Here is a 21,783-nt window from a genome sequence, read left to right as displayed (position 1 = left end):
AATTTATCTTTTGAGCCGTTTTAAGCTCATCCAAAAGCCGCTTATAACGAAAAACAAAACCGACGCCGAAGCCAAACAAAATATAATTTTACCGACCGCACCCAAAAAATATCCCGAATGCAAGCTCAAAACCGCTTTATGAATCGCAAAAGGTCTAGGCATCGAACTTTTCGCGTCGTCAAACCTCGCATGCCTGATGATTTGCCCCTTAGCGGCGTTTATCGTCATCGTATTTACCTTATCGTCCTCTTCTAACCCTTTGTCAAAGTAAAATATCATAAAATTTTCGCCGTCTTCTTGCGTGATGACGTTAAAAAGCTCGTAATCCTCTCTATCTCGTTTAAAAATATCTATCGCGGCCTCTAAATTTGCTATCTTGCCCTCGTCCTCCAGCGAAAATCCCCTTACCTGTGTAAAGCTCTTTTTTCTAAAAATTTCTTTTTCGCCAAGCGCGTTATTTACGAGCTTTGCCGCCCAGTCATACGACCAGTAAAGCCCCGTAACGCTTATAAAAGCCAAAAATAAACAAAGATAAACGCCCGCAAATCCGTGCAGGCTGTATAAAAACGCATAGCCTTTGGCCTTGATTTTTAAAGTAAACGCACGTATAAATTTAGTTTTAAAACTAGGATAATAGATTATCAATCCAGATATAACCAAGACCACCAAAGCGATAGAACAAATCGCGACGATATGCTTGCCTATAAGCCGTAGCGTCTCGTTTTTGCTAAGTCCAAGGCCTAAGTTAGTATGTAAATTTAGCATCAGTCCGATAAATTTATCGCCGAAATTTTCACCCGTTATCTCGCCCGTGTATTGGTTTATAAAATACGACTTAAACTCGCCTTTAGCATTCGTGCCGGATATGCCTAGAGCGTGATTTGCGTTCGAGTTTATCTTGTAGTAGCTAAGCGTAAAATTTGGTTCCTTAGCTTTAAAAATATCTAAAATTTCTCTCGTGCTAAGCTCTTTTTCGCCTCGCTTGACGAAGGTTTTTTGCGAGTTTGCAAGGTCTATAATCTCGTCGTGATAGGATATGACCGCGCCGCTAAGAGCGACAATAAGTAGCGGCAAAACACAGGCTAGGCTTAAAATCAAATGGACGTTAAACCAAAATTTCTTTTTCTTTAAAAACGGCATCTTTCTCCTTAAATTTAAACTCGAATTTTAAAAACCGGTAGCAGAGCGGCGATCGCTACGCGCCGCCCCGCTTAAATACTGCTAAATTTAAAAATTTACGTTAAATCCGAGTCTATATTTAACCCCGTCGGCGATCAAAATTTCATAGCGTCCCGATTTTGTCGTTACGTATTCGTTAAAGATATTATAAACGCTAAAATTTACGCTCGCATTTTTAGTTATCTTGTAGCTTGCGCCAGCGTCAAATAGCGTATAATCCTTTATCTCCTCGTCTCCCGGCGATCCGTAAACGGCTCTGGTTTTGCCTAGATAGTTCATCTGCGTCCAAAAATTTAGATCAGGCGTCATATCGTAGTCAAGCCCTATTTTTACGGTATGTACGGGTAGATTGTTTAGAGATTTGCCCTCGTACGCGCCCGATTTTTGCTTTGATCTAGTGTAAACGTAGCTTGAGTGCAGGGCTAAATTTGATAGTATCTGCCAGTCTGAGGCTAGTTCAATGCCTTTTACTTCGGCTTTGCCGATATTTACGCTCTCCCAGATGCCGCGCCTATAGGTCTTGCCATTATGCACGCAAGGAACGCCCGGGCGCGCGACGCAAACGGGCTTCGTGCCTAGACCGTCTTTTATGCTCGTATAAAACGCCATCGCCGAGACGTTAAGGCTCTCGTTCCCGTACGCGACGCCCGCCTCGTAGTTTAGGCTGGATTCGGGTTTTAGGTCGCTTTTACCCAGCTGCGCTCCCATGCCGCCGGCAAAAGGCAGGGCAAGCCCGTCGGTTCGCATCTTGATATCAGGCGTCGAGTAGCCTGCCGATACGCCGCCTTTTAGCGATAAATTTTCGCTTAGATGATATACGGCATATCCGCGCGGCGATACGTGTCCGCCGTAGTCTTTGTCGTGATTGTATCTTAGACCGGCAGTTAGCGTGAGCGCGTCGGTTACGTCAAAATCGTCCTCGCCGTAGAGCGAAAAATCATACCTTTTTACGTTTGCGGCATCGGCGGTCGTTGCCTTTTCGTTTAGCCTTTCTCTTCTGTATTCGGCTCCAAGGCTTAGCGTGTTGTTATCAAAAAAATACGTTCCTTTGGTGTTTAGCGTCGTCGTTTTTAGCGTGAGGTCTTGCTGGCCGCTTTCTTTCATATTATCGTGCATTAAAAAGCTTTCAAGCAGCAGCTTGTCGTATTTGCCCGTATGCGAGAGCGAGGCGGTATATCCGCTCATCTTTTCAAACGCAACGCTCGTATTATCACCGGTAGCCCTTCTTAGCGTCTTGCCTTCGGTGCGCTCGTATTTATTTACTACGCGGCGCAAATCAAGCGCTATTTCGTCGTTTTCGGTGGCGTTATACATGATTTTCGCGCCGAAATTTACGTCCTCGTTTTTGCGGTTCGTAAAGACTCGCTCGTCTTCAAATTTATGAAAATACCGCCCGTAAAGCGCGATGCCTAGCACGTCCGGGATCACTGCGCCGTTTGCGTAAAATCCCGCCTGATAGTCGTCATTTATCCCGCTTTTGCCCGCAAGCGTGTAGTAGCCGTTTACGTTACCGCTAAATTCGTTTGAAAAGCCCTTGGTGATGATGTTTATGACGCCTCCCATCGCATCCGAGCCGTATAACGAGCTCATCGGCCCTCGCACGATTTCGATACGCTCGATCGTGTTTGCCGGCGGGAGGAAATTTTGAGCGCTACCGACCGCGCGAAGCCCTCTATACGCGCTATCGCTTGTCGCAGGACGACCGTCTATTAAAATTTTAGTGTATTTTTGACCGAGGCCTCTCATAGTGATACCGCGTCTGCTAGCCGCCCCCAGCGTCGCGCCGAAAACGCCCGGAGCGTCTTTTACGACACTTTCTATATCTTGATGATTGCGCCTGGCTATCTCTTTTTGCGAGATTACCGAAACGGAAGCGGGCGCGTCTTTGATATTTTGCTCAAAACCCGTCGCGCTAGTTACGGTAACTTCGTTTAGTTTCACTTCGTCTGCCGCCTGCGCGCAAGATAGTGCTAGGCAAGCTAGCATAGAAATTTTAGGCATACTTTTCATCTTTAAACTCCTTAATTTAGATTTAAACCCTATTTTACTATAATCAGATAATTATTATCAATACTTAGGCAAACGGTAGAGGGATTTTTATCAACGCTAAAAGGATAAAAGCAAATGAAAGTCGAATTTAAAGATATTTTACGAGCAAACGAACAAGAAATCGCGCAAAATTCGGTGCGCTACGGACAAAGCGCGTGGCAAGAGCAAGATAGAAAATGCAAGGTCGAGTTTTTTAAAGGCGTAAGCGGCGCAAGCTACTGCAGAAGCGAAATAATCTGCAACAAAAGCGTAAAAAGACGGCTTGAAAGGAGCGCCGGCTACTGCTTTTTGCTCTTTAACGACGCAAGAGCGGACGCCGGACTTAAAGCGGGTAAAAAAACTTTTTGCCTAAAGGCCGGAGAGTTTTGGATGGGGCGCGTGGATAGCGGATTTGAGGGTATCTGTGAGTATCAGAGCAATAACTATACGGGACGATGTATCGTACTAAAAAACGAGCTGGCCCGCGAGCTAGCGGCATTTAAAAATCTAGGCGAAGAAAACGAAATCTGCATCCAAACGGCTAAGATAAATTTAGCCCAAAGCCTGATTTTACGGGAGCTTTTAGCTGCGAGTGAGTTTGAGGGTAAGATGCGCGAAATATTTATGGAAGCTAAAATTTTAGAGCTAATCCACAAAAGCTTAGGCGCGCCTAGAACGCCCGAAGCTGATGAAAAAAAGCGCGATTTTAGCGACGAATACGTAAAAATTTTAAATAAAGCAAGGCAAATTTTACTAAGCGACGTCCAAAATCCGCCCAGCATAAAAGAGCTAGCCAGAGCGTGCGCGACGAATGAATTTAAGCTAAAAACGGGCTTTAAAAGCTACTTTGGCGATACGATCTACGGGCTGCTAGCGACCGAGCGGCTAAACGCGGCAAAAAAACTTTTAGAGCGCGGGGATATCGGCGTGAGCGAAGCAGCAAAAATCGTCGGATACGCCAGCGCTCCGCACTTTGCAAAGATTTTTAGAGAAAAATTCGGCATTTTGCCAACGCAAATTTTAAAACAAAAGAAATTTTATACGTAAATTTAACGCTCTTGCGGGGCTTTGGAGATAGCAAAGCTAAGGACAAATCTAAAGGTAATCATCACAATAAACCGCGTAAATTTGACAAGCAATAAAATATTTTAAGGCTCAACGAAACTTAAACAGATTCTATCTTATCGATTTTAATACGATTATGATAGAGTTCTTTTGCAACAAAATAGCAAATTTAGCAAATATAAAATACGTTTAAATTTTTGATAAATCGCAGAGCAACCAAATGACAAAAATTATAAAATTTACGCGGCTTAGCGCTCCTATTGTTTGATTAAAAACTTCTCTCCGTCAAATTTAAAGCTTTCATATTGGCTAGTAAGCTTGCCGTCCGGGTATTTGTCTGCGTAAACGGCCTTTAGCACCTTTAAAACGCCGTTTTTGTAGACGATAACTTTATCGTTATACCATTTTTCTTGGATGTCGTCGCTACCGTCTACGACTGAAAAATAATCAAAACCTACTCCGTAATAAGATTTGATACTGCCGTCGTCATAAACAAAAATTTTAGCTTGTTTTATACCATCCGTTTCAATGCGAAATGCTTTAACGACGCCTTCGGCTAGTTTGGAAGAAGCAGTAGCGATACTATAGACTAGATATAAACCATCCTTGACTTTGTAGATTTTATTTGCATAAGGTGCGCCTAGACTAAACCAGCTTAAACATGCGCACTCGCCTCCCCTGTCGCACTCTTTCATATACTCGTCAAAAAAATCCGCAACGTAGTTACGCTTTCCATCTGCAAACTGATAGACATTATAAAAAGACGCCATGCTTCCTCCGCCGGTAAATACCGAATATGCGCGAAATTTACCGTCATCAGATACCGCAATATGCGGTTTTTCGCCTTTAGTATTTTGCAAAAATTTAAGTGCGTAATCGCCGCCTAATTTTAAAAACTCGGTCATTTTAGCTCTTAAGAGTATCTCATTTTCGCACGAACCGCTCCACCTCCAATCTAACCCCAAAAGCCCATTAAGCTCCTTACCCAATCTTTCCCGTTCTTCACCAAAAAGCAGACTTAAAATACAAAACAATATAAATAAAAATTTCATCTTTTTCCTTTTTGAACGGATTTTAGATATTTTATCAAAATTTACGCTAGAAAAATTACGAAAAACAGATATAGATGCGCTCAAATTTAACGTAAACCGGCACGCAAGCTTGCACAAAAGCAAAATATCAAACGCCGCGCGATAAAGCCGCAAAATCTGCTAAAATACGGCAAAAACAAAGGTCAAAATGCTTCTTTACGTCCACATCCCTTTTTGCGAGAGCAAATGTCCATACTGCGCCTTTGGCTCGGTAGTGGGCAAACGAAATTTAACTAGCGCGTATTTTGACGCGATGATTGCGGATTTTAGGGGGCAAATTTTAAAATTTGACGTAAAAAACGGCGAGATCGAGACGCTTTTTATCGGCGGAGGGACGCCAAGCGCCGTGGACGGGAGCTACTACGAGCGACTATTTGAGGCGGTCGCGCCATATCTAGCAAAAGACGCCGAGATCACGGCGGAGGCAAATCCAAACTCGGCGAGCCTAGCGTGGCTCTCGCAGATGAAATCATACGGCGTAAATCGCGTAAGCTTCGGCGCTCAGAGCTTTTTTGAAGATAAACTCAAATTTCTCGGTCGCATCCACGACGCAAGACAGATCTATGAAGCCATCATAAGCGCCAAAACCGCGGGGCTAGAAAATATCAACGTAGATCTCATCTACGGTACGAAGCTAGATACCAAAAAACGCCTCGAGCAAGAGGCGCAAAACATCCGAAATCTAGGCGTTTCGCACGTATCGGCGTATTCGCTAACGCTTGAAGAAAATACCCCCTTTGCCGGCAAAATAAGCTACGCAAAAGATAGCCCGAGGCTTGCTAAATTTATGATAGACCGCATCGAGGAGGTCGGCCTAAAACAGTACGAAATCTCAAATTTCGGTCAAATTTGCAGGCATAATCTTGGCTACTGGCAGGGCAAAAACTACCTTGCCATCGGTGCTTACGCAGTCGGATTTTGGCGCGATCATCGCTTTTATAACGCTTCAAATTTAAACGCCTACGTCAAAAATCCGCACGCTAAAAAAATAGAAAATTTAAGCGCGGACGAGCTAAATTTAGAGCGGATATTTTTAGGCGCCAGAAGCATCGTCGGTATCTGGCAAAATAGCCTAAACGCCGAGCAAGAGCAAAGAGCGCGACTGCTAAAAAATAGCGGGAAATTAAAATTTAAAAACGGGCGATATTACGCCAAAAATTTCCTGACCGCGGATGAAATTTCTTTATTTATCGCGGGCTGATTTATGCAAATTTGAGATAAAAAACGATAAAATGAGCGCTTTAAAATAAAATTTAGGATAAAAAAATGTTTGGCATGAGCTTACCCGAGATCATCGTCATAGCCGTCATCGCGGTATTATTTTTGGGGCCCGATAAGCTTCCTAGCGCGATGGTCGAGATAGCGAAATTTTTTAAAACCGTTAAAAAAACGGTCAATGACGCAAAAAGCAGCTTCGATCAAGAGATAAAAATCCAAGAACTCAAAGAGGACGCGAAAAAGTACAAAGAAAGTATCGCAAAAACCACTGAAACCGTGCGAAAAAAGCTCACCTTCGAGGAGCTTGACGAGCTCAAAAAAGGCGTAAACGACGTCACTAGCGGCATCACGGACGGCCTAAACGACGTAAAAAAGAGCGTCGAAGCGGTCAAAAACCCGGGCGAAGCGGTCAAAAACGCCGTTCTAGGCGATAACGAGAAAAAAGAGGCGTAATGTTTGAAGAGCTAAAACCGCATTTAGTAGAACTTAGAAAAAGGCTTTTCATCAGCGTCATGACCGTGATCGTGATGTTTGTAGTGTGCTTTAGCTTTTGGAATCAAATTTTAGACTTTATCATCGCGCCACTGCAAAACACCCTGCCCGATAACCAAAAAATGGTCTTTCTCGAGGTGCAAGAGCCATTTTTCGTAGCGATGAAGGTGGCGTTTTTTACGGGTTTTTTGCTTTCGCTACCGATTATTTTTTGGCAGTTTTGGCTGTTTGTAGCGCCGGGACTTTACGAAAACGAGAAAAAGTACGTAATCCCGTTTGTTATTTCGGCCACTTTTATGTTTTTAGTTGGCGCTGCGTTTTGCTACTACGTCGTCGTTCCTATCGGATTTGCTTTCCTTATAAATTTCGGCCAGCAGCTCTTTTCCGCGATGCTAAATATCGGCGGCTACGTCGGCTTTTTTACGAAACTGGTGATTGCATTTGGCATCGCGTTTGAGCTTCCGGTTATCACCTTTTTCCTCGCCAAACTCGGCCTAGTCGATGATAAGATGCTCAAAAACTCCTTCCGCTACGCTATCGTCGTGATTTTTATATTTGCCGCGATCATGACGCCTCCGGATATCCTCAGCCAGTTTTTGATGGCGGTGCCTCTCATCGGTCTTTACGGGCTTTCTATCTTTATAGCCGCCCGCGTAAATCCGGCTAAAGACGAAGAACCCGAGCAGGAAACCGACGAAGAAAAAGAGGACGAATAGTCATGAAACAAAGTAGGCTAGCCAAATGAGTCGAATTTTAAATCCAAACTCGCTTGACGCCTACGACTACGACCTACCGCCGGAGCTAATCGCAAATTTCCCGACCTTTCCCAAAGAGAACGCTAGACTACTAGTCTACGAGCGAGCTAGCGAAAAAATCTCTCATCTAAAATTCGGCGATTTGCCAAAAATTTTACCGCCTTGCGATATTATTTTTAACGATACCAAGGTGGTAAAGGCTCGAATTTTCGGCAAAAAAGATAGCGGCGGCGAGACGGAGCTTTTGCTAAACTCTCCGCTTGCGGACGCTAAATTTAGCGTCTATATAAAAGGCAAGGTTCGCGCGGGCAGCATTTTAAATTTTGGCGAAAATTTGACCGCCGAGGTCTGCGAGCTCTTTGAGGACGGCTCGCGCACGGTCAAATTTAGCCAAAACGGCGAACTTTTGGACACGGCCGCGCTTTATAAAATCCTATCTCACATCGGCCACGTGCCTCTGCCGCCCTACATCAAACGAAGCGACACCAAAGACGACGAGAGCTGGTATCAAAGCGTGTTTGCCAAAAACGAGGGCGCGGTGGCGGCTCCGACGGCGAGCTTGCACTTTAGCGACGAGATGATTGCGCGCCTAGCCAAAGACCGCGAGATAGCCTACCTCACGCTGCACGTGGGCGCAGGGACGTTTAAGGGCGTGGAGAGCGAGGACATCACGCAACACAAGATGCACGCGGAGTTTTACGATATCCCGCAAGATACGCAAAATTTGATCCGCTCAAACAGACCGATCCTGGGCGTGGGCACGACGGTAACGCGCTGCGTAGAGGAGTTTGCTAGAAGCGGCAAATCTAGCGGCGAGTGCAGGCTGTTTTTAAATTTAAACAACAAACCCATCCGCCAAAACTACCTGCTGACGAATTTTCACCTGCCAAAATCAACGCTAATCATGCTCGTTACGAGTTTCGTCGGGCTTAGGCAGACTATGCGGATTTACAAAACCGCCGTGGAGCAAAAGTACAAATTTTACTCCTACGGCGACGCGATGCTGGTTGTATAGCCGTGAGTTTCGCGTATATTTTTCTGATTTTTGCCGCGTTTTATATAGCGGTTTTGGGCGGTTGCTATTTTATGGATAAATTTAAAAGGTCAAACGGCGTGATAAAAAAAGAAACTATGCAAAAAAACGGCGCGAGCGAGATCGGCGAATCCAGCAAGACAAACACGCTGCCAAAAGTCGATATCGCGGGCGGTTTGCTGTTTTTAGCCTCCTCGCTAAACGAGGACGCGCAAAAAAACACGAACTACGTCTTGCTAGACTACGATATCGCCTATCCTAGGCTATTTTACGCAGATATCGCCGCTCTTGCAAAGCTCATCGACGCGATGGCTCAAATTTTCCTTTTAAACGTCTCAAACTCGACCGTTACGATCAAATTTTTGCTCTCGAACTACTACAAAAACAACATCAAATTTACACTTAGCGTCCACTGCGATCACGATTTTTTTACGGTCAAAAGCACGCCTCGCGTAAATATGAACGCACAAAGCCGTAAATTTTACGAAACGGCAATGGCGCTGGCCGAGCAAAACGGCTCGAGCATCAGATTTGAGTTTGATCACGGCGTGCGCGCTAGCACCGAGATTTCGCTGCGTCTTTGCGGCGATAAGCTCGATCTCATGAAAAGCTTTAAGATAAAAAATCCCAAAAATTTTAGCGCCCTCATCGCAGAGCCCAACCCGCACTCATTTAATATCATCAAAAAAGATCTCGAATTTATCGGTATCGACGTGAAGCCGAGCAACGAGTGGAGCATCGTAAAACGCCACATAGAGGATATGATATTTCGCCCAAACGCCGTTTTTATCGAGGAGAGCTTGCTGCGCGAGATAGATGACGCTCTATCTACGCTTTTGATAGAAAAAAAGATCGCGCTAGTCGTGCTAAAAACCACGAACGCGGCGATAAATTTAAACCCGAAAATCCGCGTCTGGACGCTAGTTCAACCCTATCTCTCCGACACTCTCGTGCGTATCTTAAACGAAGCTTACGAATTTGAGACGCAAAACGGGGATAAAATTTAGCTTTTTGAAATTTTACCCGCATTTTTTAAAGCTCGCCCAACTGCCCTGCTTCGTTTGATAAGCTCAAATTTGACCCAAAACCGCTACCTCAAAATGATATAATAAGCCCAAATAACGGAGGCTAAAATGAATAAAATAACCTGCATTTGTCTAGGCGTGCGAAGCATGCAAAGGGCGCTAAAATTTTACAGAGACAGCCTGGGATTTAAGACGGATTGTAAAGACGACGACCCGCCGGTATGCTTTTTTAATACGCCCAGAACCAAATTTGAGCTCTATCCCTTGGACGCGCTGGCGCGAGATATCAGCGAAAACGATCCACCCAGAGGCAGCGGATTTGGCGGCATCACGCTAGCGTATAACGTAAAAAACAAAGAGGACGTAGCTAGCGTCATAGAGCTAGTAAAAAAGGCGAGCGGCATCATCGTCAAGGAGCCCCAAGTTGCGTTTTGGGGTGGATACCACGCGTATTTTGCCGATCCGGACGGATACTACTGGGAGGTGGCTTGGGGGCCTGGTTTTAAATTTGACGAGGACGGGCTACTCAAATTTTAGAGCAAACGGCTGCAAAGCTAAATTTTAGCGGCAGCAAAAAGGAAAAATCATGAAAAATATAGTCGTGTATATACACGGTAAAGGCGGAAGCGCGCAAGAAGCGGCTCATTATCAACCGCTTTTTGCAGATAGCGACGTGCTAGGATTTGATTATGAGGCTCGCACGCCGTGGGATGCGAAAGAGGAATTTGTGCCGTTTTTTGAGCACATCCTTAAAAACCGCAGATCCGTGACAATCGTCGCAAACAGTATCGGAGCGTTTTTTGCCATGCATGCCTTACAGGGCATGGGGATAAAAAAGGCGTATTTTATTTCGCCGATCGTAAATATGCAAAAATTGATCGAAAAAATGATGTCGCAGGCGCGCGTGAGCGAGGATAAGCTGCGAGATAGGGGCGAGCTGGACACGGGGTCTGGAGAAAAACTTTCGTGGAAATATCTTTGCTACGCTAGAGAGCATCCTATCTGCTGGACGGTGCCGACGCATATTTTATACGGCGAAAAGGACGATCTAACCTCTTTTGAAACAATTTGCGAGTTTGCAAACCAAGCCCAAGTAACGCTTACCGTTATGAAAAACGGCGAACACTGGTTTCACACGGCAGAGCAAATGCGTTTTTTAGATGATTGGCTGCGGAGCTATAGCTGATAGCGGCTGGCTTTTGGATAAAATTTGACTCCGAGTCATAGCTCGCCCAGTCCATATGATCAAATTTGACTCGCAAATCCGCCGCTCAAGTCGTTTTTAATTTTTATGCAAAATCTCGGCTAAATTTAGCGCCGAGCCGTAAATTTGACTCAAATTTTACTCACTCTATACGAGGCAACGATCAGCCGAGACGGCCTGGGCGTAACCAAGGCGCAAAACTCAAATTTACCGCCGTTTTACCGCGCGCCAAATTTTGCAAACCGCCTCAAAGCCCCAAATACCGCTTTAAAACAATCATCGCCGCGATGCTATCCAGGCGTCCGTCGCGCCTGCCTTCGGCGTAAATTTCGCTCGCCTCAAAGCTACTCATCGCCTCGTCCTGATAGACCACTTCGCCGTCAAATTCCAGCAGCGACACGAAGTGCGCGATCCGCCGCCGCATCTCGTCCTCGCTAGATCCCCCAAGCGGCACGCCCACGACTAGCTTTTTTGCTCCGTATTCTCGTAAAACAGTGCTAACGTCACGCGCAGCTTGATTGCGATTTTTGCGCAGCACGGGCGTTTGCGGCATCACGGTTTGCCCGACGGCTAGCGCCACGCCGATACGTTTTAGCCCTACGTCGATGGCCATTATGCTCATTTTCGTCCTTTAAATTTTCTCAAATTTAGCGATAAATTTGACGGCGGACAAGCTCAAATTTGATAGCCACGCTCCGTCAAATTTACAAAATCATACGTCGCCAAAACGAATTTACCGCCGTCAAGCTACTAAATTTTGCTTCAAATTTTATCGCCGTTTTATCAAAACTCGCGCGGAGCAAATTTGAGCTCAAAAGTCGCTAAATTTTACCCAGCAAATACCGTAAGCCCAGATATTCGCAGCTTACCTTCTAGTTCGTATTCGTAAATTTTATCGCCGAATTTTGCTAAGGCCGCATCGAGACTCGCGCCGTTTTTGCAAAATTTTATCACCTCATCCTCTTTCGCAGGTGCGGGTTTCCCACCGAAATGAAGCGCAAATTCGTCAAAATCGTTTATCAAATTTGCCGCACCGCTAGCTACTAGCTCGTTTGTCCCCTCACTCTCGCCTAGGCGCTGAGGTAGCGTAAATATCGGCACGCCAAGCTCTTTTGCCATGCGAGCGCTTTGCATCGAGCCGCTTTTAGCGTCAGCCTGCGCCACGACTAGAGCCTGCGAGAGCGCGACTGCGATGCGGTTTCGCTCCAAAAATCTATAAGCAAGTGGCGGCTCATCGGGGGCGTATTCGCTCAGAGCCAGCGCGTTTTGATATATCTCTTTGATGATTTTGGCGTTGCTTGGCGGGTAGATTTTGTTTAGTCCGTTGCCAAAAACCGCGATGGTATGCGGAAAAGCCCCCTTGTGCGCGGCGATATCCACGCCGATGGCCGCTCCGCTAACCACGCAAACGCCGCTGTTTGCCAGCGTCCTAGCCAGCGCCTCTACGCACTGCTTGGTATAGGCGCTGGCCTTTCTCGAGCCCACGATCGAGACCATCGGTCGCTCAAGCAGGGCTAAATTTCCCTCAAAATATAGCTTTGCCGGCGGCTTTTTAAGACGCAAAAGGCCGCGTGGAAGCTCGGTTAAGACGTTCAAAAAAGATCCTTTAGATAGACGACCTCGACCTCTTGCAGGAGTTTGGCGCTTTCTTGCAGGACTTCGAGCGTATTTTTGTGCGGGTGGCCGATCGCGATGGCGTATGAGCGATTTTTGGCTAGCTTGACGGCGTATTTTAGCTGCTTTCGCACGGCCGCTTTTGATCCGTCGTGATCCAAAAACACGTCGCGCGCGATGTATGGCATCGAGTATTTTTTCGCTGCGCCGTAGACCTTAGTCGGCGAGGTCGTCTTACTATCGACAAATATCAAATTTTCGTCCCGCACCGCCCGCATCATTCTATCCATCGCGGCCGCATCGCTTGTAAATCGGCTACCCGTGTGGTTGTTGATGTATTTTAGATTCGGAAAGTCTCGCTTGATACTTTGCAGTTTTTTAGCGATCTTTTCATAGTCGTCGTCGACCGTGAGAGTGCCGATCTCAGCACCCTTAAAGCCGCCTAAAGCCTGCATGGGCAGGTGAATCATATAAAAGCTAAAGCGCCGCGCCAAAACAGGCGTCTCGGGGTGGGCGGAAGTAGCTGGGAAAAATGACGGCGTGAGCTTTAGATTTACCGCTTTTATCGCGTCTGCTTGGTGCTTGTACGCCACGTCGTCGATGATGATGACTAGGCGCGGTTTGTAGCCAGCTTTTACGGCGGCCTTTACCTCGTTTGTCTCGGTTGCGCTTTTTTTATCCGTCTTTTTTGTGTCTGCAAATTTGGCCTTTTCGTCCTTTTTAGACTTTTCTTTTTCGCTCTTTTCTTGCTCGTTTTTCTCAGCAATCTGCGTCGCATTTTCGGCGTCAAATTCTACTTCGACCTGCCCCGCCTGATCGTTTGTGACACTTTTTACGTCGCTAAATTCGATATGGATTTTTTCTTTTTTTAACGCCTGCTCGAGGGGGTTATTTTGAGCTTGCGGCATAGGCGTATCATCAAAGATCACAGCCTCTGAATTTGCAAAAATATGCGTTCGCTGAGGCGATTGCGAGCCGTCAAATTTGACGCTATCGCCGCTATTTTGTGCGGATTTGGCGGGCTCGTTTTTAGAGCTTAAATTTGACGAATTTAGCTCGCCGACCTTTTTGGCGTTTGCGCCGTCCAGCTCGGAGGTATCGCGGGAGGCCAAATTTCCGCCCTCAAGCGAGATTTTATCCTTTATACTCTGCGCATTCTGCTCGTCTTTATTAAATTTAGTCTGCTCGTTTGGCAAATTTTGATAGTTTTTTTCTTCAGCTCTAGCTTTTTCGCCGCCGATTTTTACTTTACCTTTAGCTTCCGCCTCGTCAAAAAGTGCCTTTATATCGGTCAAATTTGCTCTTGAGCGCACGCCCGATGCGGCTTGCGCGTCTTTTATGGTGACTTTTTCGGAGTCGCTTGAGGCCGAAAGACTTGGCTTGTGGCTTAAATTTTGCTTTTGCTCGGGCTCGCTTTTATTGCCGAAATACTGCTCGATTTTAGCGATTAGCGCGTTGTCGCTCTTAACTTTTACTCTGACGTCCAGCAGATAAAACGCCCCGACAAGCAAGATACAGGCGATGAGAAAAGCGGAAAGTAGTAGCTTTAGGCCGCCGCGCGAGCGCCCCTTTTTGGAGCGCCTTTTCGCGGCTTTTTTTCTAGGTTTCGAGTTCAATTAATTTTTGCTTTGATCGATGAGTTTGCCCGCACTTATCCAAGGCATCATGGAGCGTAGTTTTTTGCCAGTTTGATTTAACAGGCTTCTTTCGGCGATGCCGCGCTCTGCGTTCATGCGTACGTATCCGGCCTTGCGCTCGAGGATGAAGTCTTTTGCAAATTTACCGTTTTGGATCTCTTTTAGGATTTCTTTCATCGCTTTTTTGCTATCTTCGCCGATGACGCGCGGACCGCTCACGTAGTCGCCGTATTCTGCGGTGTTTGAGATAGAGTAGCGCATATCGGCCATGCCGCCTTGATACATTAGATCGACGATTAGTTTTAGCTCGTGCAAGCACTCAAAATACGCCATCTCAGGCTCATATCCAGCATCTACCAACGTCTCAAAGCCCGCGTTTACCAGTGCGCAAAGTCCGCCGCAAAGTACAGCCTGCTCGCCAAAAAGATCGGTCTCGGTCTCGTCTTTAAAGGTAGTCTCAATGATGCCCGTTCTACCGCCGCCGATCGCGCTAGCATAGCTTAGAGCTAGTTCTTTGGCCTTTCCGCTTGCGTTTTGCTCTACGGCGATTAGATCAGGGATGCCGCCGCCTCGTACAAATTCGCTTCTTACGGTATGGCCAGGTGCTTTTGGAGCGATCATGATGACATCGATGCCTTCAGGAGCTTTGATCTGTCCGAAATGCACGTTAAAACCGTGTCCAAAGGCTATCGCGTCGCCTTCGTTTAAATTTGGCTTTATATCTCTTTCAAAAATTTCAGCTTGAAGCTCGTCCGGAGTCAATATCATTATGACGTTTGCAGCCTTTGCCGCTTCGGCTACTGTTTTTACCTCAAAGCCCTTTGCTTCGGCTTTTGCCCAACTTTTACCGCCCTTTGCCAGACCCACGATCACCTTTACGCCGCTATCGCGCAAATTTTCAGCATGCGCGTGTCCTTGCGAGCCAAAACCTATCATTGCCACGGTTTTGCTTCTAATCAAGCTTAAATCGCAATCTTTGTCATAGTAAATGCTTACTGCCATATTCTCTCCTTTTAAAAAATTTGCGAGATTATACTATTTAGTCGCTAAAATAAGCTTAACGCGTATATTTAAGTTTTTTAAAAAGCCTTTTAGTGTAGAATTGTCACTCATGAAATCTTGATGCAAAGTGTAGAAAATGAATGAATCAATTTATAAACATATAAAAGCTCTTCCACCACTTGACGATACGATAATAAAAATTCAAACCGTTTGCTCAGACGAAAATAGCTCGCTCAACGAACTATCTCAAATCGTCGAAAAAGACCCGATGCTAACGGCGAATATACTGCGCTCGGCAAACTCTCCCCTTTATGGATTTAGCAGAGAGATTACTACGATATCAAGAGCCGTTACGCTATTTGGCATGGCGACTATACGCGGTTTTGCTCTATCAAGCGCAGTCAAAAAAAGCTTTAAGATAAATTTAGATCCTTACGGTATCACTAGTCAAGATTTTTTAAATATTTCTATAATGCAAAATGCTTTGATGTATAACTGGTATTCAAAAATCAACGCTAGCGAGCTTACAGTTTTAAGCCCTGCTTCGTTCATGCTAGAAGTCGGCAAAATCGTTATATCCAACGAGCTAAACGAAACAGGAAAAGCTGATGAATTTAAGGCAAAATTAAAAAGCATATCAAGCCCATTTGATCTATCGGAGCTAGAAAACGAGATGGTTGGTATCTCAAACGAAACCGTGACCGCTAAAATTTTCGAGCAATGGAACCTTGAGCCCGAGCTTGTCGACGCGATTTTATATTCAAACAACCCGGACGATGCGCCTGAACACATAAAAAGCTACTCAAAAGCGCTTAAAGTCGTAAAAAATGCTGTCAATATCTTTAACCAACTAAACGACGACAATCTGCAAAATACGTTAATGTGCCTCGACGAATACGGCTTTGCGCAAGATAAATTCCTAGAAGCCGTCGCAAAAGTTAAAGCTAATTTGTGAAAGAATTTTTAACCAAACTACTTGACGGAGTGAGCGAAAAGGAAGTCGCCTCCTCCGATAAAGAAATCCTACGAAATTTACTAAATTTAAACGCCGTTAACCACCACAAAGATCGCTACTATCTAAATAATGGTTTTGTCTGCGGCAAACTCGATATAAGCGCAAACGGCACGGGTTTTTTGGCGCCTTACGATAAACGCTTTAAGCAAGATATAATAATAGAAAACAAAAATTTAAACGCCTCACACTACGGCGATATCGTGCTCGCAAAGCTTTTGCCGCTAAAGAAAAAACGTCAAAGCGCTAAAGTAGTGATGACGCTAAAACTAGCCAATGAAACAAGCGTAGTCTACACCAAGCAAATAGGCTCGGTAATCCTTGGCGTAAACGTAAAAACTGCGCTTAGCTCGCCGCTAAAAGCGTCCCAAAAATCTCTAAAAATGCTGCCGCCCGGCACTCTACTAAAAATCGGTAATTTAAATAACGAAATAGTAGAGGTCATCGGCAACATAAACGACCCGCTCAGCGACGAGAAAATTTCGCTCGCCGTATTTAACAAAAACGACGAATTTAACGAAGAGTGCGAAGCTGAAGCGATCGCATGGGGCGACGAGGTCGATCCTACGATGTACCCGCAGCGAGCGGATTTGCGGGATTTGCCATTTTGCACGATAGATCCCGTCGATGCAAAAGACTTTGACGACGCGATATATTTTGACGAGAAAAAACGCGAAATTTACGTTGCGATCGCCGACGTGAGCGAATACGTCACGCCATACTCTCCGATAGATGCAGAAGCCAAAACACGCGGATTTTCTATATATTTTCCGCACAAAGCCGTGCCGATGCTGCCGCGAAATTTGAGCGAAAACATCTGCTCGCTCAAGCCAAATACCGCGCGCCTTGCGTTTTGTTTTAAAATCACGATTGACGAAAATGATGAAGTTATAAAAGAAGAGCTCTTAGAAGCCATCATCATCTCACAAAGACGCTTTAACTACGACGAGGTCGATCAAATTTTACGCGGCGAACTCAAGGATGAAGCCGGCTGGATAAAGCCGCTTTTCGCGCTTACCTCGCGCCTACGCAAAAAACGCCTAAAAAATGCATTTGACTTTAGGACGCAGGAGCTTCGCATGAGCCTTGATGAGGGCGGCGGGCTTGCCTCTACGAGATTTGAGACCGATACCGACTCGCACAGACTAGTCGAAGACTGCATGCTGCTAGCCAACGTCGCGGCGGCAAAACGCATCGGCAAAGGCGTTTTTAGAAATCACGGCTCGCCAGATCTGCGAAAAATACAAATTTTACTCGAAGACCTCGGAGCTCTGGGCTTTGACTTCGTTTATGAGAGCGATATCGCAAATTTGGTTCGTAAAATCCAAGCGCAGGCCGATGCCGTAGGCAACCGCGAGGAGATAGATAAGCTCATCATAAAATCGCAAAAAAAGGCCGAATACGGCGCACAAAATTTAGGCCACTTCGGACTGGGATTTGAGCGATACACGCACTTTACGAGCCCGATCCGCCGCTACTCCGACCTCACGCTACACCGCCTTTTAAAGGCCAAACTGCGCAACGACGAGAAATTTTTCAACTACCTGCTTTTAAATATCGAAGCGACTTGCTCAAATTTAAGCGAACTCGAACGCGAAGCCGACAGGGTAGCATTTGACTTTATGGATAGAAAATTCGCGCGCTGGGCAAAAGAGCGCATCGGACAGCGCTTTAACGCCTATATCAGCGAAAATCAAAACGTCGCGATAGCTAGGCTTGACGACGAGATAAAAGGCGCTAGGATATTTTTGGGCGCGTACAGCGTAAATTTACTGCAAAAAGTCATCGTCGAAATCACGGACGCAAATATCGCAACGGCCGAAATTTTCGGTAAGGTCGTAAAGAAAATCGATGTATAGAAAAGAGCTAGAGGCCGCGCTAAATTCGGCCAAATTTCCAAATTATTTCTTGCTTTACGGTGCGGACGAATACCAAATCGAGCTTTTTGCGAAGGAAATTTTAGCCAAATTTAAAGATTTTGAAATTTTGAGTCTTTACTACGACGAGTACGATTTTGAGGCTGCGCGCTCGCATCTTTGCGAGCCTTCGCTATTTGGCGACAGCCCGCTTTTGCACGTAAAAAGCAATAAAAAAATCCCCACAAAAGAGCTAAAAATTCTGATAGAGGTTTGCAAAAACGGTGGCGCATTCGTTTTCGAGCTTTTTGAGCCCGACTCCAAAGCCGTTTTTGATACGCAAAAGGCTTTCGGAGTAAATTTTGCGAGATTTTTTAAACCGGGCTCGCCCGAAGAGGCCGTAAATTTACTCGGCAGACAAGCCGTAAAAATGAACCTAAATATCACGAAAAACGCACTTTTTGAACTCTACCGCATACATAACGAAAATTTATATCTAGCCGCAAGCGAGCTAAACAAACTAGCCTCTCTAAATGAGCCCGTAAACGAAAATATCGTAAGAAGCTTGGTTTTTTCGCTATCAAGCGTGAGTTTTGACGATTTTTTCGACAAATTTATAGCGCTAAAAGATATCAGGGCCGATTTTTTCTCATGCGCGGACGATGGAAATTTTAATGAAATTTTGTTTATAAACTCGCTTTACCGCGCGTTTTTTAGACTCTTTAAACTGCATGCAGGTATCAAAATAACGGGACAATTTGACATCAAAGAAACGCTCGGCTATGCGCCGCCGCCAAACGTCGCAAACGAACTAAAAAGACAGTGTCTGGCGGTAAATTTAAAAGCGTATAAAGAAATATTTACCGCGCTAAATTTGGCGGAATTTGAGCTAAAGACAAATTCTGCCCTCGATAAAAAAACTTTTCTACTCTCCTGCGTGCTGGGCCTACAAAATCTTATCGGCAAAAACAGCAAATATTAAGTAAAAAAAAGATAAAATCAGCTCTTGTCGAAAGACTTCCTTGCCCGTTTGCAACCGCGCAAACGAGCTTAATACCCACAAGGAGAATCAATGAAGCATTACGAGCTTTTATTCATTTTGAAGCCTACTTTGACGGAAGAAGAAGTAAGCGCAAAAGTTGATTTCGTTAAAGAAATCCTAACCAAAAACGGCGCAAATATCGCGTCTGTGCAGTCTATGGGTACTAGAAAATTAGCCTATACCGTAAAAAAATATGAGCGCGGAACTTATTTCGTCGTGTATTTCGAGGCTCCGACCCAAGCTATCGCCGAAGTCGAGCGTATCATCAGAATCACCGAAGATATCATCAAATTCTTAACGGTCAAATTTGAAAACAAAAAAGAGATCGCCGCTTGGGAAAAGATGAGCAAGGGTATCAAACTAAACAAAAAAGAACCGAAAGTCAAAGCAGAAGAAGCTCCGACAGCGCAAGAATAAGGACAAAAAATGTTTAATAGAGTCGTTTTGGTAGGAAATTTGACAAGAGATATCGAGCTTAGATATACGACTGCGGGCGCAGCCATAGGCAACAGCGCCATCGCCGTAACGAGAAAATTTAATGTAAACGGCGAAAAACGCGAAGAAACGTGCTTTATTGATATAACATTTTTCGGAAAACAAGCGGAAATAGCAAACCAATATCTTTCCAAAGGTTCAAAGCTTCTAGTCGAGGGTCGCTTAAAATTCGACCAATGGACGGACAACAACGGACAAAATAGAAGCAAACACACGATCAGCGTGGAAAATATGGAGATGCTAGGCGGAGGACAACAGCAAGGCGGATACAATCAAAATAGTAATCAAGGCTATCAGCAAGGCGGTTACCAAAATAACGGCTACGGCGGCGGCTATCAAGGCGGACAAAATCAGCAAAATAGCTACGCTCAAGGCGGCGCACAAAGGCAAAATTTGAATAAACCGCAGCAACAAAAGCAACAGCCAAAAGACGAATACTATGGCGATAACGTCCGAGAAATAGATATAGATGCCGACAAATACGATGACGGCGACGAAACGATACCATTTTAATTAAGGAAAAAACGATGGCTGAAAAAAGAAAATATTCACGCAAATACTGCAAATTTACAGAGGCAAAGATAGATTTTATCGACTACAAGGACACTTCGCTTTTGAAGTACTGCTTGTCGGAGAGATTTAAAATCATGCCAAGACGCCTAACTGGCACTTCTAAAAAATACCAAGAGATGGTCGAAAAGGCTATCAAACGCGCTCGCCAAGCAGCTTTGATACCTTACGTAGTCGATCGCGACGACGTAGTAACCAATCCTTTTGAGGGACTATAATTTTTAAGCCCTTTTTAGGGCTTAATTTTTAAATTTTATTTCCACCCCCTTACACCACTTTTCTAAGCTTAACAAGAAAAAAGTACAAATCATATTTAAAATATACCCAACTAGGTTTAAGTTAATTTTTAACTACAACTTACATTACTGCCCCAATATCTCATATTTTATTTAATAAAAATTATAGAACTCTTTTTGTGTATTTACCATTGTTGCGTCCAAACTATTGCCGTCTTTTAGTATATCTTTTTATTGGCTCCCACCATGATACCATCTCCTCCGTTTGCGTCTATGAGTATATTTTCGGCATTTCTATCGCCTGTTAGGAGATGATCTATCTCGTTTAGTTCCAGTATGTTTGATTCTACCAATATATTGTTTTTTAGGAATTTTACTCTACCTTCATCTGCCAGCCAAGTGTTTAGCTTTAGCAGCTCTTTAGTAACCATACCGTTTCTTTGAGCTATGGTTGATAGAGTATCTCCGCTTTTTACTTTGTACATTCCCTTGCTTCCCAGATCCAGCTCTTCACCCGTTCTTATTAATATGTCGGAAAGCAGGAATGATACGGGAGGTATCTTATCGATCACATTTCTTATCTCTAAATTTGAAAGGTTTCTTATGTTGTATGTGTGGGAGTTGAGGGTTACGGGTGATGTTAGGCATAGTGTTTATGATCTCAAATATCTCGGTAGCTTGTTTTATGCTACCTACCTCGGAGGCTGTTTTTATAGCAAGTGCATTTTTGTTTTTTTTCGAGCGTAATTCTTTGGATAAAATCAGAATTTGAAACCGTGCTGATATCTACTTTGCTTAAATCCCTAGTTTGGATGCATCTTGCGTACCAAGGAAATACTTTTTTGCAAAAATTTCCATTGCTGCTTTCCACTTCTTTGAGAATAAATTCCTCTTTGGTTATTTTGCCGTAGATGGTAGGAGTGTAGAGTTCAATTTCTTTATTGGTATAATGATCAATAAATTGATTAATAATTTCTTCTAAATTATTTAATAGATAATCTGTGCCATATGATACAACTATAAATAAGCTTGTTGTTCCAACTACTGCCAATCCTGTTGCCATTACACCAGTTCCCAAAAACAATGTTGCTCCAGCAACAATTGCAGGTGCCAAAGTCGTAGTTGCCCAATAATTTTATAGCATCTTTTGTGGTTGTTGAAGCGATCGTATAAACTATACTACCATCTTTATTTTTAGATATATTTATTGTTAAATCAGCTACCAACCC

The 21,783-nt window shown here is 44.5% G+C and carries 23 protein-coding genes; 14 read left to right on the top strand and 9 right to left on the bottom strand.

Going from position 1 to position 21,783, the window contains the following annotated elements; translation table 11 throughout:
• Positions 1-3: 3 nt before the first annotated feature.
• On the bottom strand, positions 4-1,140 hold the full coding sequence (locus CSHOW_RS03890; RefSeq protein WP_002946452.1) for a PepSY-associated TM helix domain-containing protein: 1,137 nt from the start codon (positions 1,138-1,140) through the stop codon (positions 4-6).
• An 87-nt stretch (positions 1,141-1,227) separates the two neighbouring features.
• Positions 1,228-3,189 (bottom strand): TonB-dependent receptor domain-containing protein, encoded by a 1,962-nt coding sequence (locus tag CSHOW_RS03885; RefSeq protein WP_002946447.1) that lies wholly within the window; start codon positions 3,187-3,189, stop codon positions 1,228-1,230.
• Positions 3,190-3,303: 114 nt separating this feature from the next.
• Here CSHOW_RS03885 and CSHOW_RS03880 point away from each other — a divergent pair, with 114 nt between their 5' ends.
• On the top strand, positions 3,304-4,254 hold the full coding sequence (locus CSHOW_RS03880; protein WP_002946446.1) for a helix-turn-helix transcriptional regulator: 951 nt from the start codon (positions 3,304-3,306) through the stop codon (positions 4,252-4,254).
• Positions 4,255-4,529: 275 nt separating this feature from the next.
• Here the strand turns inward: CSHOW_RS03880 and CSHOW_RS03875 are convergent, their stop codons facing one another.
• Positions 4,530-5,177: a hypothetical protein gene (locus CSHOW_RS03875; RefSeq protein ID WP_157753465.1), complete on the bottom strand. Its 648-nt coding sequence runs from the start codon at positions 5,175-5,177 to the stop codon at positions 4,530-4,532.
• A 334-nt stretch (positions 5,178-5,511) separates the two neighbouring features.
• On the opposite strand from CSHOW_RS03875, the gene hemW reads away from it, so the two are divergent.
• The 7 genes from hemW to CSHOW_RS03840 all read left to right on the top strand — a co-directional run bounded on the left by hemW (position 5,512) and on the right by CSHOW_RS03840 (position 11,072).
• Complete coding sequence (gene hemW / locus CSHOW_RS03870) at positions 5,512-6,564, top strand: radical SAM family heme chaperone HemW (RefSeq protein ID WP_002946441.1); 1,053 nt, start codon at positions 5,512-5,514, stop codon at positions 6,562-6,564.
• Between the two features lie 65 nt (positions 6,565-6,629).
• The gene (tatB, locus tag CSHOW_RS03865) at positions 6,630-7,034 is read left to right on the top strand and encodes a Sec-independent protein translocase protein TatB (protein ID WP_002946440.1); all 405 of its coding nucleotides are present in this window, start codon (positions 6,630-6,632) and stop codon (positions 7,032-7,034) included.
• On the top strand, positions 7,034-7,789 hold the full coding sequence (gene tatC / locus CSHOW_RS03860; protein ID WP_002946438.1) for a twin-arginine translocase subunit TatC: 756 nt from the start codon (positions 7,034-7,036) through the stop codon (positions 7,787-7,789). The genes tatB and tatC overlap by 1 nt, the downstream gene beginning before the upstream one ends.
• A 25-nt stretch (positions 7,790-7,814) precedes the next feature.
• Positions 7,815-8,843 (top strand): tRNA preQ1(34) S-adenosylmethionine ribosyltransferase-isomerase QueA, encoded by a 1,029-nt coding sequence (gene queA / locus CSHOW_RS03855; RefSeq protein WP_002946436.1) that lies wholly within the window; start codon positions 7,815-7,817, stop codon positions 8,841-8,843.
• Between the two features lie 71 nt (positions 8,844-8,914).
• Positions 8,915-9,868 carry a hypothetical protein gene (locus tag CSHOW_RS03850; protein ID WP_232501985.1) on the top strand — a complete coding sequence of 318 codons (954 nt, stop codon included), beginning with the start codon at positions 8,915-8,917 and terminating at the stop codon, positions 9,866-9,868.
• Positions 9,869-9,994: 126 nt separating this feature from the next.
• Entirely contained in the window at positions 9,995-10,423 is a 429-nt protein-coding gene (locus CSHOW_RS03845; RefSeq protein WP_002946434.1) for a VOC family protein, read from the top strand.
• Positions 10,424-10,472: 49 nt separating this feature from the next.
• The gene (locus CSHOW_RS03840) at positions 10,473-11,072 is read left to right on the top strand and encodes an alpha/beta hydrolase family protein (protein WP_002946433.1); all 600 of its coding nucleotides are present in this window, start codon (positions 10,473-10,475) and stop codon (positions 11,070-11,072) included.
• Positions 11,073-11,337: 265 nt separating this feature from the next.
• Here CSHOW_RS03840 and ruvX read toward each other — a convergent pair whose 3' ends face one another.
• From ruvX to ilvC, 4 genes are all read right to left on the bottom strand, one after another.
• A complete protein-coding gene (gene ruvX / locus CSHOW_RS03835) occupies positions 11,338-11,712 on the bottom strand; it encodes a Holliday junction resolvase RuvX (RefSeq protein ID WP_002946432.1) in 375 nt (124 codons plus the stop codon).
• Between the two features lie 206 nt (positions 11,713-11,918).
• A complete protein-coding gene (dprA, locus tag CSHOW_RS03830; protein ID WP_002946430.1) occupies positions 11,919-12,686 on the bottom strand; it encodes a DNA-processing protein DprA in 768 nt (255 codons plus the stop codon).
• Positions 12,683-14,320: a divergent polysaccharide deacetylase family protein gene (locus tag CSHOW_RS03825; RefSeq protein WP_002946429.1), complete on the bottom strand. Its 1,638-nt coding sequence runs from the start codon at positions 14,318-14,320 to the stop codon at positions 12,683-12,685. The genes dprA and CSHOW_RS03825 overlap by 4 nt, the downstream gene beginning before the upstream one ends.
• Positions 14,321-15,343, bottom strand: coding sequence for a ketol-acid reductoisomerase (gene ilvC, locus CSHOW_RS03820; protein WP_002946427.1), 1,023 nt, complete (start codon positions 15,341-15,343; stop codon positions 14,321-14,323). It lies immediately after the preceding gene.
• Between the two features lie 136 nt (positions 15,344-15,479).
• On the opposite strand from ilvC, the gene CSHOW_RS03815 reads away from it, so the two are divergent.
• The 6 genes from CSHOW_RS03815 to rpsR all read left to right on the top strand — a co-directional run bounded on the left by CSHOW_RS03815 (position 15,480) and on the right by rpsR (position 20,536).
• Complete coding sequence (locus CSHOW_RS03815) at positions 15,480-16,298, top strand: HDOD domain-containing protein (protein ID WP_002946426.1); 819 nt, start codon at positions 15,480-15,482, stop codon at positions 16,296-16,298.
• Entirely contained in the window at positions 16,295-18,214 is a 1,920-nt protein-coding gene (locus CSHOW_RS03810) for an RNB domain-containing ribonuclease (protein WP_002946424.1), read from the top strand. The genes CSHOW_RS03815 and CSHOW_RS03810 overlap by 4 nt, the downstream gene beginning before the upstream one ends.
• Positions 18,207-19,193 carry a DNA polymerase III subunit delta gene (holA, locus tag CSHOW_RS03805; protein ID WP_002946423.1) on the top strand — a complete coding sequence of 329 codons (987 nt, stop codon included), beginning with the start codon at positions 18,207-18,209 and terminating at the stop codon, positions 19,191-19,193. The genes CSHOW_RS03810 and holA overlap by 8 nt, the downstream gene beginning before the upstream one ends.
• Positions 19,194-19,283: 90 nt before the next feature.
• The gene (gene rpsF, locus CSHOW_RS03800; RefSeq protein ID WP_002946419.1) at positions 19,284-19,670 is read left to right on the top strand and encodes a 30S ribosomal protein S6; all 387 of its coding nucleotides are present in this window, start codon (positions 19,284-19,286) and stop codon (positions 19,668-19,670) included.
• Positions 19,671-19,679: 9 nt separating this feature from the next.
• Entirely contained in the window at positions 19,680-20,261 is a 582-nt protein-coding gene (locus tag CSHOW_RS03795) for a single-stranded DNA-binding protein (protein WP_002946418.1), read from the top strand.
• A gap of 14 nt (positions 20,262-20,275) precedes the next feature.
• Entirely contained in the window at positions 20,276-20,536 is a 261-nt protein-coding gene (gene rpsR / locus CSHOW_RS03790; protein ID WP_002946417.1) for a 30S ribosomal protein S18, read from the top strand.
• 236 nt (positions 20,537-20,772) lie between these two features.
• Here the strand turns inward: rpsR and CSHOW_RS03785 are convergent, their stop codons facing one another.
• Both CSHOW_RS03785 and CSHOW_RS03780 read right to left on the bottom strand, forming a co-directional pair.
• Positions 20,773-21,126 carry a LysM peptidoglycan-binding domain-containing protein gene (locus tag CSHOW_RS03785; RefSeq protein ID WP_157753464.1) on the bottom strand — a complete coding sequence of 118 codons (354 nt, stop codon included), beginning with the start codon at positions 21,124-21,126 and terminating at the stop codon, positions 20,773-20,775.
• Positions 21,127-21,242: 116 nt separating this feature from the next.
• The gene (locus CSHOW_RS03780; protein ID WP_039895027.1) at positions 21,243-21,668 is read right to left on the bottom strand and encodes a hypothetical protein; all 426 of its coding nucleotides are present in this window, start codon (positions 21,666-21,668) and stop codon (positions 21,243-21,245) included.
• Between the last annotated feature and the right edge of the window lie 115 nt (positions 21,669-21,783).

Origin of the sequence: Campylobacter showae, assembly GCF_004803815.1 — a bacterium.
Taxonomy (GTDB): domain Bacteria; phylum Campylobacterota; class Campylobacteria; order Campylobacterales; family Campylobacteraceae; genus Campylobacter_A; species Campylobacter_A showae.
This window is presented reverse-complemented; position numbering and strand designations above follow the sequence as displayed.

Excerpts from the sequence above, each read along its gene's own strand:
- CSHOW_RS03845 (WP_002946434.1), top strand. The coding sequence starts at position 9,995 with ATGAATAAAATAACCTGCATTTGTCTAGGCGTGCGAAGCATGCAAAGG.
- ruvX (WP_002946432.1), bottom strand. The coding sequence starts at position 11,712 with ATGAGCATAATGGCCATCGACGTAGGGCTAAAACGTATCGGCGTGGCG.
- tatB (WP_002946440.1), top strand. The coding sequence starts at position 6,630 with ATGTTTGGCATGAGCTTACCCGAGATCATCGTCATAGCCGTCATCGCG.
- holA (WP_002946423.1), top strand. The coding sequence starts at position 18,207 with ATGTATAGAAAAGAGCTAGAGGCCGCGCTAAATTCGGCCAAATTTCCA.
- tatC (WP_002946438.1), top strand. The coding sequence starts at position 7,034 with ATGTTTGAAGAGCTAAAACCGCATTTAGTAGAACTTAGAAAAAGGCTT.
- CSHOW_RS03815 (WP_002946426.1), top strand. The coding sequence starts at position 15,480 with ATGAATGAATCAATTTATAAACATATAAAAGCTCTTCCACCACTTGAC.
- CSHOW_RS03875 (WP_157753465.1), bottom strand. The coding sequence starts at position 5,177 with ATGACCGAGTTTTTAAAATTAGGCGGCGATTACGCACTTAAATTTTTG.
- CSHOW_RS03850 (WP_232501985.1), top strand. The coding sequence starts at position 8,915 with ATGGATAAATTTAAAAGGTCAAACGGCGTGATAAAAAAAGAAACTATG.
- CSHOW_RS03885 (WP_002946447.1), bottom strand. The coding sequence starts at position 3,189 with ATGAAAAGTATGCCTAAAATTTCTATGCTAGCTTGCCTAGCACTATCT.
- CSHOW_RS03840 (WP_002946433.1), top strand. The coding sequence starts at position 10,473 with ATGAAAAATATAGTCGTGTATATACACGGTAAAGGCGGAAGCGCGCAA.
- ilvC (WP_002946427.1), bottom strand. The coding sequence starts at position 15,343 with ATGGCAGTAAGCATTTACTATGACAAAGATTGCGATTTAAGCTTGATT.
- rpsR (WP_002946417.1), top strand. The coding sequence starts at position 20,276 with ATGGCTGAAAAAAGAAAATATTCACGCAAATACTGCAAATTTACAGAG.
- queA (WP_002946436.1), top strand. The coding sequence starts at position 7,815 with ATGAGTCGAATTTTAAATCCAAACTCGCTTGACGCCTACGACTACGAC.
- CSHOW_RS03890 (WP_002946452.1), bottom strand. The coding sequence starts at position 1,140 with ATGCCGTTTTTAAAGAAAAAGAAATTTTGGTTTAACGTCCATTTGATT.
- CSHOW_RS03795 (WP_002946418.1), top strand. The coding sequence starts at position 19,680 with ATGTTTAATAGAGTCGTTTTGGTAGGAAATTTGACAAGAGATATCGAG.
- CSHOW_RS03880 (WP_002946446.1), top strand. The coding sequence starts at position 3,304 with ATGAAAGTCGAATTTAAAGATATTTTACGAGCAAACGAACAAGAAATC.
- rpsF (WP_002946419.1), top strand. The coding sequence starts at position 19,284 with ATGAAGCATTACGAGCTTTTATTCATTTTGAAGCCTACTTTGACGGAA.
- hemW (WP_002946441.1), top strand. The coding sequence starts at position 5,512 with ATGCTTCTTTACGTCCACATCCCTTTTTGCGAGAGCAAATGTCCATAC.